Origin of the sequence: Corynebacterium sp. (genome assembly GCF_030152825.1) — a bacterium.
GTDB lineage: Bacteria > Actinomycetota > Actinomycetes > Mycobacteriales > Mycobacteriaceae > Corynebacterium.
On record NZ_JASLIP010000017.1, the window covers coordinates 19,779 to 37,068 of the forward strand.

Below are 17,290 nucleotides of genomic sequence, written 5' to 3' on the forward strand. Positions count from 1 at the left end.
GGTCTACGGTGGATTGCGTGAGAAATAGCGAGCCAAATTCCCCCCACCCCATCGCGTCCGGCTATCCAGACGGCACCCCAGCTGACCTTTCGGTACGCCGCGGCGTCGAGCTGCCCGGCGATTACCCCCGCGAATGGCTGGAATTCATTAACCCGGCGGACTCCGAGCACATCATCCAGATCGACCTGACCTGGCTGATGTCCACCTACCGCTGTCGTTTCGGCACGGAGGCCTGCCACGGCATCGACGTCGCTGCCGACCCGGGCGTAGCCTGCTGCGTCCACGGTGCTTTTCTTACGGACGACGACGACCGCGCCAACCTCAACCGTGTGGTCCAGGAGCTCAGCCCCGAACAGTGGCAGCTCTACACGCCGGGCGAAACCCCGGGAGGGAAGGAGCAGGCTGACGGGGAACTCGAGCCGTGGCTCGAGTGGGACGAGCTGGAAAACGACGAGGGCGAGATGGAGCCCGCGCTGAAGACCAAGACCGTCGACGGCGCCTGCATCTTCGCCAACCGCGCGGGCTTTGAGGGCGGCATCGGCTGTGCGCTGCACATCTGGGCCGCCGAGAACGGTGAGTCCATCGTGGAGTCCAAGCCAGAGGTCTGCTGGCAGGTGCCGCTGCGCCGCCTGGAGGACTGGGAGGCCCGCCCCGATGGCCAGGAAATGCTGCGCACGACAATCACGGAGTACAACCGCCGTGCCTGGGGCGACGGCGGAGCGGACTTCGACTGGTGGTGCACCACCGACCCGAACTGCCACGCGGGCAGCGCCGAGGGGCAGGGCGGGCCGGCAGATGCCATGTGGCGCACCCACAAGGACGAGCTGGTGGAGCTCATCGGCGAAGAGTCCTACGAGGTGCTGGCGGAGCACTGCGAGGCCCTGGAAGCGCGCGCCGCGGCCACCGGCGAGCAGAACGAGGCGGGGGCTCCGCTGGCACCCAGCGGCTTCCCGCTGCTGACGATCCACCCGGCGACCCGGGCGGCCCGCGAGCGCAAGCTCTAGCCCGCTCAATCGCGCTTCAGTGGGGGCTCCCGCCCCGAACAGAGTGCGACCACAGCCCACGCGTCGCAAGAACGCCCCAGGAAGTTTTCCTGGGGCGTCTCGCTTAGGTGATGAGCCTTAGGTGGTGAGCTCAGCGGAGGGGGTTACTTCTTACCCTCGGCGGCCACGGCGGCCGCACCGGCTGCTGCAGCCTCCGGGTCGAGGTACTCGCCACCCTTGACCTTGACCGCACCGTTGCTGTCGAACTTGTAAACCAGCGGCATACCGGTCGGCAGGTTCAGCTGGGCGATGTCCTCGTCGGAGATCTCGTCGAGGTGCTTGACCAGCGCGCGCAGGGAGTTGCCATGCGCGACGACGAGGACGGTCTCCCCCGCCTTCAGGCGTGGCTCGATCTCGGCCTCGTAGTACGGGACGAGGCGCTTGACGACATCCTGCAGGCACTCGGTGCGCGGAACCTCCGGCAGGTCGGCGTAGCGCACGTCGTTGGTCTGTGCGTACTCGCTGTCCACGTCGATCTGCGGCGGCGGGGTGTCGTAGCTGCGGCGCCAGGACATGAACTGCTCTTCGCCGTACTTATCGCGGGTCTCGGCCTTGTTCAGACCCTGCAGCGCACCGTAGTGGCGCTCGTTGAGGCGCCAGTCGCGCTGCACTGGGATCCAGTGGCGGTCTGACTCGTTCAGCGCGATGTTCGCGGTCATGATCGCGCGACGCAGGAGGGAGGTGAACAGGACGGTTGGCTCGACGGCGGCGTCCTTAATCAGCTGGCCGGCCCGCTTGGCCTCGGCCTTGCCCTGGTCGGTGAGGCTGACGTCCACCCAGCCGGTGAACTGGTTCGTTGCGTTCCATTCGCTCTGCCCGTGGCGGAGGAGGATCAGTGTTCCTTCAGTGTTGCTCATACCTCCATTTTGCCATGAAACGTTGCGGCCCAGGCGGCAGGTGGCCCCGTTCGCGGGGCACACTCCCGCGCTGTCCCGGCGCGCGGCCCGCTACTCCGTGTCCTGGCCGGTGGACTCCTTGCTCGCCTCCCCCTCAGCCTCGGCCGGCGCGGCGGCGGCCTGCTCGGCCACGACCTCGCGCGGGGACTTGCCGGGCATGGGTGCCAGCTGGTCGACCTCCTCGTCGGTGGGGCGGAGGCGCTGGAAGGCCCCCAGGTTAAAGGTCGGCTCGCCGCGGGAAAGCCGCCAGGCCCATTCGTGGCGGATGGAGGATTCGAAGCCGCGTTCCAAGATGCGGTTGAAGTCCCCGTCCGCGCGTTCCAGCACCTGCCCCAGGATCCGCTGGATGTCCTCGGCGGTGGTGGATTCTCCGAACTGTCCGACCAGGTAGATGTCGTTATTGCCGTCGAGGGTGTAGTGCACCCCGTAGGTCCGGCGGTTGGCCTGCAGCAGCAGCCGGTAGACCTCCTCCTGGGCCTCCTCCACCGCGCGGCACACGAAGGCCTCGACCCGAAACATGCCCTCCTGCGGGATGAAGAGGCAGTTGGTCTTGAGCCTGCGTTCCCCCGGGAGGACGACGACCAGGTTGCCGCCGGATTCGACGTAGTCGACGTCGGCTTCGTCTAAGAGCGCAGAGATCTTTTCGAGGTTCATGCCCCCAACCTACCCCCGCAGCCGAACCTCGTAAGGTGCGAGCGCTAATTCGCGCTGCCCGCCGGGTGGCGCTCCGCGGGGCCTTCCTCCGGCATCGTCGGGAGGCTCCGGTAGAGCTCCACCAGCTGCTTGGCCGTGTTCTCCCAGCTATAGCGGGCGGCGTGCTGGGGTGCGTATTCCGCCATCGCGATGCGCTGGTCGTCGTCGGAAAGCAGCTGGCCCAACGCATCGGCCCACACTTGCGGGTCCTGGCCGTCGACTAGCAGGCCGGACTTGCCCTCCGCGACCGCGGCCTGCAGCCCACCGACTCGGGTAGCGACCACGGGCGTGCCGGTGGCCTGCGCCTCCAGGGCGACCAGGCCGAAAGACTCATTCGCACTAGGCATCGCCACCACGTCCGCGGCCTGGTAGATCGAGACGAGTTCCTCGGGCGGACGGGGCTGCAGGAAGCGGACCGCGCGCGTGATCCCCAGTTCCTCGGCGAGCTCCTCCAGGCACTTCGGTCGCTCCAGCCCGGAGCCGCTGGGCCCACCACAGATCAGCACGCGGATCGGCATGTCCGGGTGGCGCTCGATGAGGGTCGCGGCGGCCCGCAGCAGCACGTGCGGGCCCTTGAGCCGCTGGAGGCGCCCCACGAAGCCGATCACCTTCGCGGAGAGCGGGATTCCCAGGGCTCGGCGGGCGTTTTCAGTGGCGCGCTCGGTGCCGGGGGTGAACTTCTCGATATCGGAGCCGGGGGTGACCACCGCGATGCGGGCCTTATGGGAGTCGTAACCCTCCTCGACGTCCGCAACCTCGGCCTCGGTGTTGACGATGAGGACGTCGGCGTTGTCCACGATCTGCTGCTCACAGATGCGGCGCGACTCCGGCTCCCGGTTATCCCCCTCGGAGAGGTAGTTATTTTTCACCGCAGCCAGCGTGTGCGGGGTGTGCACCCAGCGGATATTCCACAGATCCCGCAGCAGCCACGCGACCTGGCCGGAGAGCCAGTAGTGGGAGTGGATGAGGTCGTAGCTCAGCCCGTGTTGCCGGGTGAAAGCGAGCACGGAGCCGGTAAACGCGGCCAACTGGGTCGGCAGTTCCTCCTTGCTCAGGCCCTCATAGGGTCCGGCCACGCAGTTGATCACCCGCACCCCGTCCCCAAGCTCCACGACCTCTCCCTGCAGCGGCCGGGTAGCGCGGGTAAAGATGTCCACGCTCAAGCCCAGTTTGGCTAGCTGTTCGGCGGTGTTGCGGATGTAGACATTCATTCCGCCGGCGTCGCCGGTTCCCGCCTGTTCCAGCGGGGAGGTGTGCATAGAGATCATCGCGATGCGCATGCTTTCAGATCCTACGTTCCCCCACTCGCCCAAGCCCCTTTGAGGACGCCTCCCCGCCGGCGTTAGTATTCCTAGCGAGTTATTTGTTTTCACACACAAATGTCATCGAAGCGGCTAGCGTTAGTGAGACTCGCATCACATTCCTTGTTTCGGACCCCAAGGAGGCCAAAGACATGACCGAAACCCTCGCCCCCAATTCTTCCGCGGCGAACGAGGAAGGCAAGAAGCCTGAAGGCCGCGCTTGGCGGGAGAAGCCGTACCTGAAGTACTACAACTCCTGGACCCCTGCGGAGATCGAACTCAGCGGCGACACCCTGGTGGACATGTTCATCAAGGCCAGCAACGAGCACGGCAAGGATGTGATGCTTGATTTCTTCGGCGGCACAACGACCTACGCTCAGGCCCACGTGCAGGTCCGCAAGGTCGCCGCTGGCCTGAAGGCACTCGGTGTCCGCCGTGGCGACCGCGTCGCCATCTGCCTGCCGAACTGCCCGCAGCACCTGATCTCCATCTTCGCGGTGCTGTACCTGGGCGCGACGGTGGTGGAGCACAACCCGCTGTACACCGCCCGCGAGCTACAGGGCCCGTTCATCGACCACGGCGCGAAGGTCATCATCGCTTGGGACAAGATCGCCCCGCTGTGCGAGGAGCTGGTCAACCGCACGCAGCTGCAGACCGTCGTCACCGTCAACATGATCGAGGCGATGCCAAAGGTTAAGCAGTTCGCACTGAAGCTGCCGATCTCCTCGCTGAAGGAAAAGCGGGAGCAGCTACACTCGCCGGCACCTGGCACGGTGCCCTTCCAGAAGCTGGTCGACGGGACCATCGGCGGCGACGGCGCGTACCTGAGCCCGGTGCCGGAGCGCAGCCTGGACGACGAGGCCTTCATCCTCTTCACCTCCGGCACCACCGGTAAGCCGAAGGGTGCGATGCTGACGCACCGCAACATCATGGCGAACGTGGCCCAGGGCCTGGCCTGGGTCGGTGAGCTTGGCCAGGGTGAGCAGGAGATCTACCTAGCAGCACTGCCGATGTTCCACATCTTCGGCCTGACGCTGACCGCTGCGCTGGGCGTGGCGACCGGCGGCAAGCTCTGCCTGCTGCCGAAGCCGGAAATCCCGCTGATCGTGGATCAGATGAAGAAGCAGGTGCCGACGTACATGCCGGGCGTGCCGACGCTGTACGACAAGATTCTGGAGGCCACGGAGGAGCACAACCTGGACATCAACGGCGTGAAGAACGCGCTCTCGGGCGCCGCCCCACTGCCGGTGTCCATCTCCCACCAGTGGCAGGGCCGCACGGGCGGGTCCATTATCGAGGGCTACGGCCTAACCGAAACCTCCCCGATCGCCACCGCGAACCCGATCTCGGAGCACGCCCGCGCAGGCTATATCGGCATCCCCTTCCCGAGCACCGAGGTCCGCGTGGCCGACCCGGAGGATCTCTCCCGCACCATGCCGGACGGCGAGGCCGGCGAGCTGCTGGTCCGTGGCCCGCAGGTTTTCAGTGGCTACATCAACGTCCCGGAGGACGAGCAGCCGTTCTTCGAGGACTGGTTCAAGACCGGCGACATGGCCGTCATGGAGGAGGATGGCTTCCTGCGGATCGTTTCCCGCATCAAGGAGATGGTCATCACCGGCGGCTTCAACGTCTACCCGGCGGAGGTCGAAGAGGTCCTGGCGGATCACCCGATGATCGCGAAGGCCGGCGTGGTGGGCCTAGCCAAGGAAGACGGCTCCGACGAGGTCGTCGCCGCCGTAGTGCTCGACGAGCACGTCAAGAAGGAGGACTTCGACGAGGAGAAGGTCAAGGAGTGGGCACGCCACGAGATGACCCGCTACAAGGTGCCGCGTCGCTTCTTCGTCGTCGACGAACTGCCGGCCGACCTGATCGGTAAGATCCGCCGCCGCGAGATCAAGGACATGGTCGAAAAGATCGTCGCCGAGGAGGGCTAAGCCCCCACCCGGGCGCTAGCGACACCCACCACCCGCCGCGGCGACCAGCCTGGCACAACGCGCCCTAGGCCGAGTGCGACCCCGTTGTGGGGTCGCAGAGCTCGCGCCTAGGGCGTTGTTCTGTGTGAGCGCCTAGCCTTCTTCCCGCCTAGCCCGTTGCGCTGTTGACCGGCGGCAGCTCCGCCCCGATCCACACCGGCTCGGGCACCAGCTCCACGCCGAAGGCGTCGAAGACCCCGTCGCGCACCGCGGTGGCCAGCGCCACCAGGTCCTCGCTGCGCGCCCCGCCCCGGTTGGTCAGCGCCAGGGTGTGCTTGGTGGACAGCCCGGCGCGCTCCCGACCCGGCACCTGCCAGCCCTTGTGGAAACCCGCCCGCTCGATAAGCCAGGCGGCAGAGAACTTGAACTCCGGGTTTTCCGGCGTGCCGACGGAGAACAGCGGCATGGCCTCGGCCTCCGCCTCACCCACGCGCTCCCGCACGGCCGCGACCACCGCGTCCCGCGCCGCCTCCCCCGCGACGACCGGGTTGGTGAAGAAGGAACCGGCGGACCAGGTGTCGTGGTCCTCGGCGTTGAGAACCATGCCCTTACCGGCGCGCAGCTCCAGCACCGCCTCGCGAACCTCCGCTGCCGGACGCCGGATCTCACCGGCCTGTTCCCCCTCGGCCGGGCGGGCCACGCCCAAGCGCCGGGCCAGCTCACCGTAGCGCAGCGGCAGGGAGAGTCCAGCCGGATCCAGCTGGAACTCCACCTCCAGCACCGCCGCACGGTCGGTGAACTTCAGGTTCGAGTAGCGATAGGCCAGGTCCAGGCTCTCCGGCGCCACCCACTCCGCGGCCCGGCGGGCGCGGTCGTAGAGGCGCACCCGGCGCAGCACCTGGGATACCTCCGCCCCGTAGGCGCCAACGTTTTGCACCGGGGTGGCCCCGACGCAGCCCGGGATGCCGCTGAGGCATTCCAGCCCGCCCAGGCCGGCAGCCACAGTCGCGGCGACGAAGCGGTCCCACTCCACTCCCGCGAAGGCTGAGCACACGCCCGTCTCCGGATCGATGGTGATGGCGGCCTCCGGGGTGTCCGCGGCGTGCACGACGACCAGCTCGGACACCTCCGGCCCCTCCCCGATCAGCAGGTTCGATCCCCCGCCGACGATCAGCACGCGCCAGCCCGCGGCATCGACGGCCTCCAGCACACCGGCCAGCTGCTCGGCGGTGGTGCACTCCACCACGGCGGCGGGCTGCCCGCCGATGCGCAACGTGGTCAGTTCCGCGAGCGGGCGCCGGCTCACGGTCGCCCCGGTGGGGGCGACGGCGGCGGCCACTTCGTCGAGGCTCGGCGCGGCAGCGGGGCCGGTAGTTGCGGCCGGAAAAGTATTGGCGTGATTCTGCTTTTGTGTCACCCCTCTAACGGTAGCCTGTAGCCATGACGACTAACAGTGAGAACACCCACAGCATCGGCTTCCCGCTCGCCGAGGTCCAGGCCGCACTGTCTTCCCAGGAGTACTGGGAGTACGAGGCGAAGAACATCGGCGACGAGCCCGGCGAGGTCCGCAACTTCACCGGCGGCCCGAACGTCAAGGTTGAACTGGCCGAGAAGCTGCCGATTGACGCCGTCCCGGAGTCCTTCCGCGCGATGGTCCCGGCCACCCTGGAGCTGGCCCGCACCGTCACCCTGGGACCGCTCGAGGGTGGCCGCGCGACCGGCACCGTCACCGCCGAGGTCTCGGGCCTGCCGGTGAAGTTCAACGCCGACCTGGTGCTGCAGGACGCCGATGGCGCGACCTCCCTGAACGCCAAGTCCGCGGTGGACGTTAAGATCCCCATGATGGGTTCCATGCTGGAGCTGAAGATCATGGAGTGGGTCGAGCAGTTCATCGCCCACGAGTCCTCCCTGATCGAGAAGTATCTGAAGGAGAACGCCTAAACTTCCGTGGCTGATCACGCCCACAATCTACGGGCCCGTTCCTGGTCGCAGGACGGGCCCGTTGGCGTACCCACCCGAGGCACGACCGGATTCAACCGGCTGCGCAAGGCCGATCGGTGGCTCGCCCACCACCCCGCCGTGCGCGCTGCCTTCGATGCCGCTTCTTTATCAGGACGTCGCCCGCTTGCCGTGGATGTGGGCTACGGGGCCTCGCATACCACCACGGTGGAATGGGCGGGGTGGCTGCGCCGGGTGAACCCGGCGGTGCGCGTGCTGGGGCTCGAGATCGAGCCCTCCCGGGTGCTGCCGCCCCGCGATGGCGTGGAGTTCGCGCTGGGCGGCTTCGAGCTGGCGGGCCACCGCGCCGAGGTGGTGCGGGCCTTCAACGTGCTGCGCCAGTACGACGTGTCCGAGGTGCTGGCGGCCTGGCGGATGATGATCGCAGGGCTTAACCCCGGCGGGCAGATAATCGAGGGGACCTGCGATGAGATTGGTCGCCGCGCGGCCTGGGTCCTCCTGGACGAGTCCGGCCCCCGGACGCTGACGCTGGCCTGGGATCCGGCCGATGTGGACAAGCCTTCGGATGTGGCCGAGAGGCTGCCGAAGGCCCTGATCCACGAGAACATCGAGGGCCACAAGGTCTTCGCGCTGCTGCAGGCTGCGGATGCGGCCTGGGACCGTGCTGCGGGCTATGCGCCCTACGGCCCGCGGGTGCGCTGGAGATTCGCCCGCGAGGACCTGCTGGGCCAGCTGCCGGCAGGGGTGGCGAAGCTGAACCCGCGGCGGCGGATGCAGGACAACCTGCTCACCGTCCCCTGGGAGCTCGTCAGCGACATCCGGCTCTAGAGGTTCTATAGAAATCTCGCCGGCATTGCGGAACACTATGTTGGGTGAGCTCTCAAAATTACTATCCCCAGCAACAGCCCCAGTTCTCCGGCTACCCGGCCCAACAGGAACCGGAGAAGAAGTCGAAGGCGCCGAAGATCCTGGCCATCATCGTGGTCATCGTGCTCCTGCTCGCGCTGATCGCCGAGTTCGGCGCGCGCTGGTACATCAAGCATGAGATCACCAACGCCATGACCGAGGCCTCGGATTCGCGCATGACCGAGGACCCGAAGGTCTCGTTGGGCACCACCCCTGTTCTCTTTGGTCTGGTGCAGGGCTCGCTGCCCCACCTGGAGGTGGAGGTCCCCTCCAGCATCGACGTCTCCTACGAGGACAACGACCCCAGCCGCCCGGTCATCACCGGCATGCCGCGCACTCACATCACCGGCAAGAAGCTCTCGATGGGCGAGAACCCGGAGGACATGATCTTCGGGGAGCTGACCGTCGATGCGGAGCTGCCAAAGGAGGTCATGCAGGCGGAGATGATCGCCAATCAGAACCAACAGTCGGGCGATGACCTGATGAGTCAGCTTCTGCAGGTCAATGACGTTGTACCGAACCCCAAGGATCAAACCCTCGAGGTGCAGTTCAGCGGTGGGCTGGCCAGCATCGTGATGAGCCCGAAGATCGAGCAGGGTCAGCTGACGATGGACGTCTCGGCCGTGAAGGTCTTCGGCCAGAAGCTGCCGGATGTCCTCGCCGAGACGCTCGGCGGCGCGGTCGAGGATTCCGTGGACCAGAACACGCCGGGTGGCCTGGAGGCCCGGGACGTGCGGATCACCAACGACGGCTTGCAGATCTCCCTGCACGGCACGGACGTCCACATCGACGAGCTGCAGAACTCCCTGAACGAGGCGGGCCAGCCCCAGCAGGGTGGGCAGGACAGCCCGCGCGGGGGTCGCGGCAACGGTGATGCTGGGGACGACACCCCGGCCGGGGAGGACCGCCCGGGAGCCGTGGGCTCCGGCGGCGAGATCTTCAACCGGGCTGCGGCTTCAGTGGCTTAAGCCCCCTCAAGCCCTGACTACTGCTGCCCGGCTACTGCTTCGGAGCGCCCTCCAAGATGGCGCGGGCAGCGGACACCCCCAGGCGGGTCGCCCCCGCCTCGATCATGGCCACGGCTTGCTCCCAGGTACGGATGCCACCGGAGGCCTTGATCCCCACCTGACCGCGCTTATCCATCCGATCCAGCTCATCGGCCATGATCCGCACGGCCTCGACGCTGGCGCCACCCGCCGGGTGGAAGCCGGTGGAAGTCTTCACGAAATCCGCGCCAGCGCGGGCGGCCGAGCGCACCGCCGCGCGCAGCTGCTCCTCGGAAAGCACCGCGGACTCCAGGATCACCTTCAGCACCGCGGGCGCTGGTAGGGCCTCGCGCACGGCCATGATCTCCGAGAGCATGGCATTCTCGTCGGCGACCAGAGCATTGGCCACGTCGATGACCATGTCCACCTCATCGGCCCCCTGCTCCACCGAAAAGCGGGCCTCGGTGGCCTTGATGAGGCTCTGGTGCTTGCCGGAGGGGAATCCCGCCACCGTGGCCACCCGCAGCCCGGGGTAATCCCCCGAGATCGGCAGCATGGACGGGGATACGCACACCGCGCCACAGCCGAGTTCCTGAGCCTCGCGGAGCAGAGCCCGCACATCCTCGCGGCTGGCGTCGGTGGCCAGCAGGGTGGCGTCCATAATCTGGGCGACCGACTCGCGGCTAGGGGACGTAGCCCCGGAAGAATTCTGGGAGGAGGCCACGGCTACCACGCCCCGGAGGCGTTATCGAGGACGTCGCGGATCGCCGGGCGGACGTCCTGCCAGTAGATACCGACGATCACCGCACCGATGATCCACAGCGGGAAGGCGCCGCCGCCGAAGATGCCGAACAGGCCGGTCAGCGCCGCCCCTCCCCCGAGCAGCAGCCAGTTCTGTTTCTTACGGTTGATGACATCGAAGGCGTCATCGCGGGTCATTGCCACCTGGGCAGCGGCGGCAACGCCCAGGATCAGAACGATCACGGACAGGGACAAATACAGGTAGGCGGCCACCTGGAAGGCGATGAGTAGTGCGGGATTCATCATGGCCTCATCCTAATGCACTCCCCGGACACGCCGCGGGAGCGGCAGGCCACGGCCCCGCCGCTAGAACAGCGCGCCGATCAGCTGCGCCACCGAGTAGATGACCAGCCCCGCCAGCGCTCCCACGACGGTGCCGTTGACGCGGATGAATTGCAGGTCCTTGCCCACCATCAGCTCGATGCGGTCGCTGGCCTCCTCAGCGTCCCAGCGCTCCACGGTCTCGCCGATGATGCTGGTGACCTCGCCTGCGTAGTTCTCCGCCAGGTAGGACGCCGCCCCCACCAGGCGGCCCTCCAGGTTCTCCCGCAGCTGTGGTTCCGCGAGCACCCGCTCGGCGAATTCGGTGACCCAGACCGCGATGCGGGTGCGCAGCATGGACTCTGGATCCTCGGCATGCTCCACCAGCACGTGTCGGGTGCTTTCCCAGACGGTCGCCGGCAGCGCGGTGACGGGCCCGGAGTTGAGGATGTCTTCCTTGATGTTCTCCATGCGTTGGATCATCACCTCGTCGTGCTGGAGATCGCGCGCCAGCCCTGCGATGAAGCTGCGGAACTGCTGTCGGGCCTCGTGGTTCGGGTTGGCCCGCACCGCGGCGGTGAAATCCACGACCTCGCGGTAGACGCGGTCACCGACGAGCTCGCGGACGAAGCGGGGCGCCCAACGCGGGGTGCGCTCGTCGATGAGGTTGACGATGAAATCTTCCGACTCGCGGGCCTTATCATCCATCCAGATAACGGCCGCGTCCACCAGCGGCTCGGTGCGGCCTTCGTCGATGAGCTGCTGCAGGCCGCGCCCCATCGGCGGGCCCCACTGCGGCTCGCGGAGGCGGTCGATGACCATCACGCGCAGGACGGCCTCGACCTCCTTGGCATTGACCCCGTTGACGGTCAGCCGGATCAGCTTGCCGATCTCCCGGCTGATGACCTGGTCCCCCTCGGATTCGACGACCCACTTCGCGGCACGGGTGGGCAGGTGGGCGGCGCGCAACTTCTCGGAGATGAGGGGGGCGTTGAGGAAATTCTCGCCGACAAACTCCGAGAGCGAGTGACCAACCTGGTCCTTCTTCCGTTTGATGATCGCGGTGTGCGGGATCGGCAGGCCCAAGGGGTGGCGGAAGAGCGCGGTAACGGCGAACCAGTCCGCGATGCCGCCCACCATGCCGGCCTCAGCCGCGGCTTGCACGTAGCCCACCCAACCCGGCGCATTGCCCCCGTGATCGACGATGCGACAGATGACGAAGACGATCGCCGCGAAGATCAGCAGGCCAGTGGCGATGGCCTTGTGCTTGCGCAGGTCGTGGCGCCGTTGGGCCTCGGACTCCGGGGAGGGGCCGGGCACCGGCAGGCTGGCGTCGGCTGTTGTCTGGGTATCAATGCTGCGATGGCTCACCCCACCAGTATCGCAGCTTTGGGTCGTGGGCTGTCCGCTTGCCCCTGCCGGCACGCCCCCACAACCCCACTCCGATTGCTTCTCCCTCGGTGCGGAGAACGAGCTGCCTTAGCTCACCCAATCTCCCCCGGGATGATGCACTGGCCAGGTTTGGCGCTGCGCAGTAAGACAGGAGAACGGAACGCAAAAAGCCGCCCCGGTCGCCGTCTTAAAAAGACGGGAGCGGGGCGGCCTCAAGCACTAGCGTTGCGGGCTGCGTTGGAGGTGCTTGCCCTGCGCGTTCATCACGCGCTCGCTAGCCAAGTTCTAGTGGATGCGACCACTGCGCTTGACGTACTCGCGGTAGTTCGCGCGGCCGATGTGTACCATGGCGAAGCCACCGAAGAGGAGGAGCACACCACCGATCACACCGCCAATGATGAATGGTGTCGGGTTCTCGCTACCAGCTGCACCAGCCAGGCCGTAGATCGCGATGCCGAAGAAGAGCAGGGAGCTCAAGATAGAGCCCATTGCGACCCAGACGATGGAGCGGTGCAGAGAAGAGTGCGGCGCATCGTAGCTCGACGGGACGAAACCGTCCTCGTAGTAACGCTCCATGTGGAGGTTCTCAGCAAGAGCCATTTCTTTCCTACTTTCCGGAAAACCTGTATGTATCTACAGCTTAACCTAGTCGTCCTTACCGCGGAAGGCTGCGCGCGCGCGCTCCTTCGTGATCGCGGCAACGGCGGTCAGCGGGATGCCTGCCGGGCAGACGTCCGCGCACTCGCCGTACAGGGAGCAGTGACCGAAGTTGGTCTCCACCTCGTCGACCATGGCACGGGCGCGCTTGCCGCGCTCCTCGCGACCCATCGGGGACAGGGTGAGGTGAACCAGCTTCGCGCCAGTGAACAGGTGGGCAGCGCCGTTCGGGCAAGCCGCGACACAGGCACCACAGCCGATGCAGGCCGCGTGGTCCAGAGCCTTCTCCGCGTCGGAGTGGTTGACCAGCAAGTCGTCGGCGTCCGGTGCGGTACCGGCCTGGACGGAGACGAAGCCACCCTTCTCCATGACGCGGTCCAGTGCGGAACGGTCGACGACCATGTCCTTGATGACCGGGTAGGCAGCGGAGCGCAGCGGCTCCAGCTTAATGGTGTCACCATCGTTGAAGGAGACCAGGCGCTGCTGGCAGGCAGGCTTGTTCTGGTCTGGGCCGTGCGGACGGTCGTTCACCATCAGGCCACAGGTACCACAGATACCCTCGCGGCAGTCAGAGGCAAAGGCAAAGGGCTCCTTGCCACCCTCGACGTACATGGCGTTGACGTGGTCCAGCAGCTCCAGGATGGACATCTGCTCTGCGGCGTCGTCAACCTTGACGGACTCGAAGTGGCCTTCGGCGTTCGGGCCCGCCTGACGCCAAATTTCAAGATTCAGCTTCATTACTTGTAATTCCTTGTCATCAGCGGGATTCGATCGAAGTACAGCGGCTCGGAGTGGCGGATGAACTTCTCATCGCCGTTTGACTCCCAAGCGGAGACGAAGCACCAATTGTCATCGTCACGCTCGGCCTCGCCGTCCTCGGAGAGGTGGTCATCGCGGTAGTGGGCACCGCAGGACTCGTCGCGATCCAGCGCGTCGACGCACATGAGCTCGCCGAGGTCCAGGTAGTCGGCCACGCGCAGTGCGTACTCCAGCTCCTGGTTCATCTCGTTGGCTTCGCCCGGGACGTGGACGTTGGCCCAGAATTCCTTACGCAGCGCGCGGATCTTCTCGATGCCGTCCTTCATGTCCTCGACGTTACGGGACACGCCACAGGAGAAGTACAGGATCTCGCCGAGCTGGCGGTGGTAGTACGCCGCGCCGTGCGGCTCCTCGCCACGGATGTTCATGATCCGCTCGATGCGCTTCTGAGAGCGCTCCAGGGCCTCCTGTGCGGCCGGGGAGTCCTCAGCAGAGACCTCCTCGCCCAGCAGCGGCGCCAGGTAGTTCGGGATCGTGAACGGCAGGGTGAACCAGCCCTCGACGGAGGAGGAGAGCAGGGAGTTAGCACCCAGTCGGTTTGCACCGTGGTACATCCAGGATGCCTCACCGGCGCAGAACAGGCCAGGGATGGAGGTCATCTCGTGGAAGTCGGTCCACAGGCCACCCATGGTGTAGTGGCAGGTCGGGGCGATGCGCATCGGGGTCTCGTACGCGGACTCACCGATGGCCTCCTCGTACATCTGAATCAGGTTGCCGTAGCGTTCGCGGATGGTGTCCTTGCCGAGGCGCTTGATGGCGTCACCCAGGTCCAGGTAGACGGAGTTCTTCTTCGGGCCAACGCCGTAGCCAGCGTTGATCTGCTGGGCGTTCGCGCGGGACGCGATGTCACGCGGGACCAGGTTGCCGAATGCCGGGTAACGACGCTCCAGGAAGTAGTCGCGCTCGTCGTCCGGAATGTCGTTCGGGTCGCGGTCGTCGTCCTTCTTCTTCGGGGTCCAGATGCGGCCGTCGTTACGCAGGGACTCGGACATCAGAATGGTCTTCGACTGCCAGTCCGAGTTGACCGGCAGGCCGGTCGGGTGGAACTGCACGAAGGACGGGGACGCCATGTAGGCACCCTGGTCGTAGGCGCGCATGATGGCGGAGACGTTGGAGTTCTTCGCCAGGGTGGACATGTGGTACACGTTGCCGTAACCACCGGTGGCCAGCACGGTTGCGTGGCCGGTGTGAGCGGTCAGCTCACCGGTGATCAGGTTGCGCATCACAACACCCTTACAGACGCCATCCTCGACGATGACGTCCTGCATGTCTGCGTGGGTGAAGATCTCCACGTTGCCGGCGCCGATCTGGCGGTACAGCGCGGAGGTCGTCGCCAGCTGCAGCTGCTGACCCGTTTGACCACGGGTGTAGTAGGTGCGGGAGACCTGCACGCCACCGAAGGAACGGGTTGCCAGGGTGCCGCCGTACTCGCGGGAGAACGGTGCGCCGATGGCGTTCATGTGGTCGATGACCTTCGGGGACTCCATGGCCAGGCGCCAGCAGTCGTTCTCGCGGCAGCGGTAGTCGCCGCCCTTGACCGTGTCCTTGGTGTGGAGGTAGGTCGAGTCGTTATCCAGCTTCTTACCGCGGGAGGAGTTCACACCACCCTGCGCAGCAATGGAGTGCGCGCGACGTGGGGAATCGTGGTAGGTGAAGACCTTCACGTCGTAGCCCAGCTCGCCGAGGGCTGCGGCGGCAGCGCCACCGGCCAGGCCGGTACCGACGATCAGGACGCGGAACTTGTTGCGGTTCAGTGGGGACACCAGGCCGAAGTGGTCCTTGGCGTAGGTCCACTGCTGATCCTGGCCGACCTCGTGCGGGGCGTTGTCCTTCAGAACCTTGCCGACGGTCACACCGTCGACGGAGGACTCAGGCGCGGTGAAAGCTGCGACTGCCTCGTCGTAGTTGAAATCCGCAGTTTGGTTGTGCGGGTGATTAATAACATCGCTCATAGCCGTTTACTCCTTAACAGACTCGCGAGCTTAAACGCCTGGGACGAATGGCACTTGCTCAATGCCCCCGAACAGCACAGCCAGTGGGATAGAGATATTGCCGATGAGGATCAGGGCCGGGACCAGGTAGGAGATCCACAGGATCACCTGACGCCAGCGGTGGCCGGTGATACCCAGGTCCGAGGATGCGGTCCAGATGCCGTGAGACAGGTGGGCGAACAGGATGAACATCGCAACGATGTAGATGATCGCCACTGCCGGGCGCTCGAAGGAAGCCACGAGGTTCTGGTAGGCGGCGTGGTTGCCGTCCACAGCCTCGGTGAACTCGCTGGACGCAGCCGGCTGGACACCCAGGGTCAGGTCCAGGATGTGGAAAATGATGAACAGCAGCAGCACGATGCCGGTGACCGGCATGGTGCGTGCGGAGAAGGTATTCCAGTTGCTGACCATGCCCTTGCGGCGGAAGCGGCCGCGGGACTGGTGGCTGCGGCCGATCAGCGCGAACGCAAACCACACGTGCAGCACGATTGCAACGAGCAGCACGATACGGAAGATCCACAGCAGGCCGCTCTCAGGCAGGATCGGCGAACCGACCTCGCGAAGGAAGTCCGCGTAAGTGTTGAGCCCCTCAGCGCCGGTGTAAACCTTCAGGTTTCCTAGCATGTGGACCAGAACAAACAGGCCGAAGATGATGCCGGTGACGGCCATCGTCAGCTTCATAACCCAGGTTGGGATGCCCGGCTTTTCACGCAGGGACTTCGTCGTTATTTTTCCGTGGACAAGGGCGTCCCGGTTTTCGTCATTCTTTACAGTCATGGCACCTCCAGTGTCGTAATAACTCTACGAGCTTGGAGACCTTGGTCACTAACTGCCATGGTCCACCATGGGGTTTTACACCCTATTTGGGGCAAAATCACAGGAAGTGTAGCTATTGCGCAACAACTTCGTTGCGTAAATAGCCCCGAGTCACACCAGTCGCACTAGCCACAAAACTCCCCGCCCCGGCGGCAACGACGGACACCGGGGCGGGGAGCAGAAAAGGGCAGGTCCGGACCTAGCCCGCGGCGAGGACCGTCTCGCCCACAACAACCTGCGGCTCACCGGTGACCCGAACCGACTGACCGAGCACCGTGACCACACCGGCGTCCTTACCCTGCACGGAGACCAACTCCACCTCACCCGGGCGAACCGTCACGCGAACCGGGACATCCCGGATCGTGACGTTGTAGCTGAGGTGCTCCCAGCTTTCCGGCAGGCGGGGATCAATGGTGAACTCACCCTCGTGATCGCGCAGGCCACCAAAGCCATAGGTCAGCGCAGTCCACACTCCACCGCAGGAGGCGATGTGCACGCCGTCGCTCGTGTTGCCATGCATATCCGCCAGGTCCACGAACAGCCCGCGGTGGAAGAACTCCAGGGCCTTATCCGCATAGCCGAGCTCTGCGGCCATGATGGACTGCACCACCGCCGAGAGGGTGGAATCCCCCGTGGTCAGCAGGTCGTAGTAGTCATAGTTCGCCCGCTTGACCTCCTGGGAGAATCGCTTCCCCTGCAGGAACAGCGCCAGCACCACGTCCGCCTGCTTCAGGATCTGATAGCGGTAGATCGTCAGCGGGTGATAGTGCAGCAGCAGGGGCCGCTTCGGCTCACCGTTCGGATCGTCCAGATCCCAGATCTGGCGGTTGAGGAAGAAATCATCCTGCGGATTGAT

Annotated in this window: 17 protein-coding genes; 5 read left to right on the top strand and 12 right to left on the bottom strand. The window is 65.7% G+C overall.

The annotated features are described in order from the left end of the window. The first annotated feature begins 8 nt into the window (after positions 1 to 8). Positions 9 to 1,004 carry a hypothetical protein gene (locus Q1V78_RS02575; protein WP_300611307.1) on the top strand — a complete coding sequence of 332 codons (996 nt, stop codon included), beginning with the start codon at positions 9 to 11 and terminating at the stop codon, positions 1,002 to 1,004. A gap of 143 nt (positions 1,005 to 1,147) precedes the next feature. On the opposite strand, the gene Q1V78_RS02580 is transcribed toward Q1V78_RS02575, so the two are convergent. From Q1V78_RS02580 to mshA, 3 genes are all read right to left on the bottom strand, one after another. After that, on the bottom strand, positions 1,148 to 1,900 hold the full coding sequence (locus Q1V78_RS02580; protein WP_300611309.1) for a phosphoglyceromutase: 753 nt from the start codon (positions 1,898 to 1,900) through the stop codon (positions 1,148 to 1,150). A 90-nt stretch (positions 1,901 to 1,990) separates the two neighbouring features. After that, positions 1,991 to 2,593, bottom strand: coding sequence for a YbjN domain-containing protein (locus tag Q1V78_RS02585; protein ID WP_300611311.1), 603 nt, complete (start codon positions 2,591 to 2,593; stop codon positions 1,991 to 1,993). A gap of 44 nt (positions 2,594 to 2,637) precedes the next feature. Then, positions 2,638 to 3,912 carry a D-inositol-3-phosphate glycosyltransferase gene (gene mshA / locus Q1V78_RS02590; RefSeq protein ID WP_300611313.1) on the bottom strand — a complete coding sequence of 425 codons (1,275 nt, stop codon included), beginning with the start codon at positions 3,910 to 3,912 and terminating at the stop codon, positions 2,638 to 2,640. Positions 3,913 to 4,085: 173 nt separating this feature from the next. On the opposite strand from mshA, the gene Q1V78_RS02595 reads away from it, so the two are divergent. Then, entirely contained in the window at positions 4,086 to 5,867 is a 1,782-nt protein-coding gene (locus Q1V78_RS02595) for a long-chain-fatty-acid--CoA ligase (protein WP_300611316.1), read from the top strand. A 148-nt stretch (positions 5,868 to 6,015) separates the two neighbouring features. On the opposite strand, the gene Q1V78_RS02600 is transcribed toward Q1V78_RS02595, so the two are convergent. Next, positions 6,016 to 7,263 carry a UDP-N-acetylmuramate dehydrogenase gene (locus tag Q1V78_RS02600; protein ID WP_300611318.1) on the bottom strand — a complete coding sequence of 416 codons (1,248 nt, stop codon included), beginning with the start codon at positions 7,261 to 7,263 and terminating at the stop codon, positions 6,016 to 6,018. A 23-nt stretch (positions 7,264 to 7,286) separates the two neighbouring features. Between Q1V78_RS02600 and Q1V78_RS02605 the strand changes: the two genes are divergently transcribed. The 3 genes from Q1V78_RS02605 to Q1V78_RS02615 are packed head-to-tail and all read left to right on the top strand — an operon-like array spanning position 7,287 to position 9,679. Continuing rightward, positions 7,287 to 7,787: a DUF2505 domain-containing protein gene (locus Q1V78_RS02605; protein WP_300611320.1), complete on the top strand. Its 501-nt coding sequence runs from the start codon at positions 7,287 to 7,289 to the stop codon at positions 7,785 to 7,787. Between the two features lie 6 nt (positions 7,788 to 7,793). After that, complete coding sequence (locus Q1V78_RS02610) at positions 7,794 to 8,633, top strand: class I SAM-dependent methyltransferase (protein WP_300611322.1); 840 nt, start codon at positions 7,794 to 7,796, stop codon at positions 8,631 to 8,633. Positions 8,634 to 8,677: 44 nt separating this feature from the next. Continuing rightward, complete coding sequence (locus tag Q1V78_RS02615; RefSeq protein WP_300611324.1) at positions 8,678 to 9,679, top strand: DUF2993 domain-containing protein; 1,002 nt, start codon at positions 8,678 to 8,680, stop codon at positions 9,677 to 9,679. 31 nt (positions 9,680 to 9,710) lie between these two features. Here Q1V78_RS02615 and deoC read toward each other — a convergent pair whose 3' ends face one another. From deoC to Q1V78_RS02655, 8 genes are all read right to left on the bottom strand, one after another. Then, the gene (gene deoC, locus Q1V78_RS02620; protein WP_300611340.1) at positions 9,711 to 10,358 is read right to left on the bottom strand and encodes a deoxyribose-phosphate aldolase; all 648 of its coding nucleotides are present in this window, start codon (positions 10,356 to 10,358) and stop codon (positions 9,711 to 9,713) included. Positions 10,359 to 10,423: 65 nt separating this feature from the next. Next, positions 10,424 to 10,744, bottom strand: a complete 321-nt coding sequence (locus Q1V78_RS02625; protein ID WP_300611326.1) for a DUF2516 family protein — start codon at positions 10,742 to 10,744, stop codon at positions 10,424 to 10,426. A gap of 60 nt (positions 10,745 to 10,804) precedes the next feature. Further along, on the bottom strand, positions 10,805 to 12,130 hold the full coding sequence (locus Q1V78_RS02630) for a DUF445 family protein (protein WP_300611328.1): 1,326 nt from the start codon (positions 12,128 to 12,130) through the stop codon (positions 10,805 to 10,807). Between the two features lie 306 nt (positions 12,131 to 12,436). Then, positions 12,437 to 12,751 (bottom strand): hypothetical protein, encoded by a 315-nt coding sequence (locus Q1V78_RS02635; protein ID WP_300611330.1) that lies wholly within the window; start codon positions 12,749 to 12,751, stop codon positions 12,437 to 12,439. Between the two features lie 45 nt (positions 12,752 to 12,796). Then, a complete protein-coding gene (locus Q1V78_RS02640) occupies positions 12,797 to 13,546 on the bottom strand; it encodes a succinate dehydrogenase/fumarate reductase iron-sulfur subunit (RefSeq protein ID WP_300611332.1) in 750 nt (249 codons plus the stop codon). Continuing rightward, entirely contained in the window at positions 13,546 to 15,579 is a 2,034-nt protein-coding gene (locus Q1V78_RS02645; RefSeq protein ID WP_300611334.1) for a fumarate reductase/succinate dehydrogenase flavoprotein subunit, read from the bottom strand. Before Q1V78_RS02645 ends, Q1V78_RS02640 begins: the two co-directional genes overlap by 1 nt. A 30-nt stretch (positions 15,580 to 15,609) precedes the next feature. Further along, positions 15,610 to 16,395 carry a succinate dehydrogenase cytochrome b subunit gene (locus tag Q1V78_RS02650; RefSeq protein WP_300611336.1) on the bottom strand — a complete coding sequence of 262 codons (786 nt, stop codon included), beginning with the start codon at positions 16,393 to 16,395 and terminating at the stop codon, positions 15,610 to 15,612. Positions 16,396 to 16,633: 238 nt separating this feature from the next. Continuing rightward, positions 16,634 to 17,290 (bottom strand): glycosyl hydrolase family 65 protein (locus Q1V78_RS02655; protein ID WP_300611337.1); only part of this gene is annotated, 657 nt, incomplete at its 5' end.

Coding starts and splice junctions, on each gene's coding strand:
- Q1V78_RS02635 (WP_300611330.1), bottom strand. CDS start 12,751: ATGGCTCTTGCTGAGAACCTCCACATGGAGCGTTACTACGAGGACGGT.
- Q1V78_RS02605 (WP_300611320.1), top strand. CDS start 7,287: ATGACGACTAACAGTGAGAACACCCACAGCATCGGCTTCCCGCTCGCC.
- Q1V78_RS02650 (WP_300611336.1), bottom strand. CDS start 16,395: ATGACTGTAAAGAATGACGAAAACCGGGACGCCCTTGTCCACGGAAAA.
- Q1V78_RS02640 (WP_300611332.1), bottom strand. CDS start 13,546: ATGAAGCTGAATCTTGAAATTTGGCGTCAGGCGGGCCCGAACGCCGAA.
- Q1V78_RS02580 (WP_300611309.1), bottom strand. CDS start 1,900: ATGAGCAACACTGAAGGAACACTGATCCTCCTCCGCCACGGGCAGAGC.
- Q1V78_RS02625 (WP_300611326.1), bottom strand. CDS start 10,744: ATGATGAATCCCGCACTACTCATCGCCTTCCAGGTGGCCGCCTACCTG.
- mshA (WP_300611313.1), bottom strand. CDS start 3,912: ATGCGCATCGCGATGATCTCTATGCACACCTCCCCGCTGGAACAGGCG.
- deoC (WP_300611340.1), bottom strand. CDS start 10,358: ATGGACGCCACCCTGCTGGCCACCGACGCCAGCCGCGAGGATGTGCGG.
- Q1V78_RS02585 (WP_300611311.1), bottom strand. CDS start 2,593: ATGAACCTCGAAAAGATCTCTGCGCTCTTAGACGAAGCCGACGTCGAC.
- Q1V78_RS02595 (WP_300611316.1), top strand. CDS start 4,086: ATGACCGAAACCCTCGCCCCCAATTCTTCCGCGGCGAACGAGGAAGGC.
- Q1V78_RS02645 (WP_300611334.1), bottom strand. CDS start 15,579: ATGAGCGATGTTATTAATCACCCGCACAACCAAACTGCGGATTTCAAC.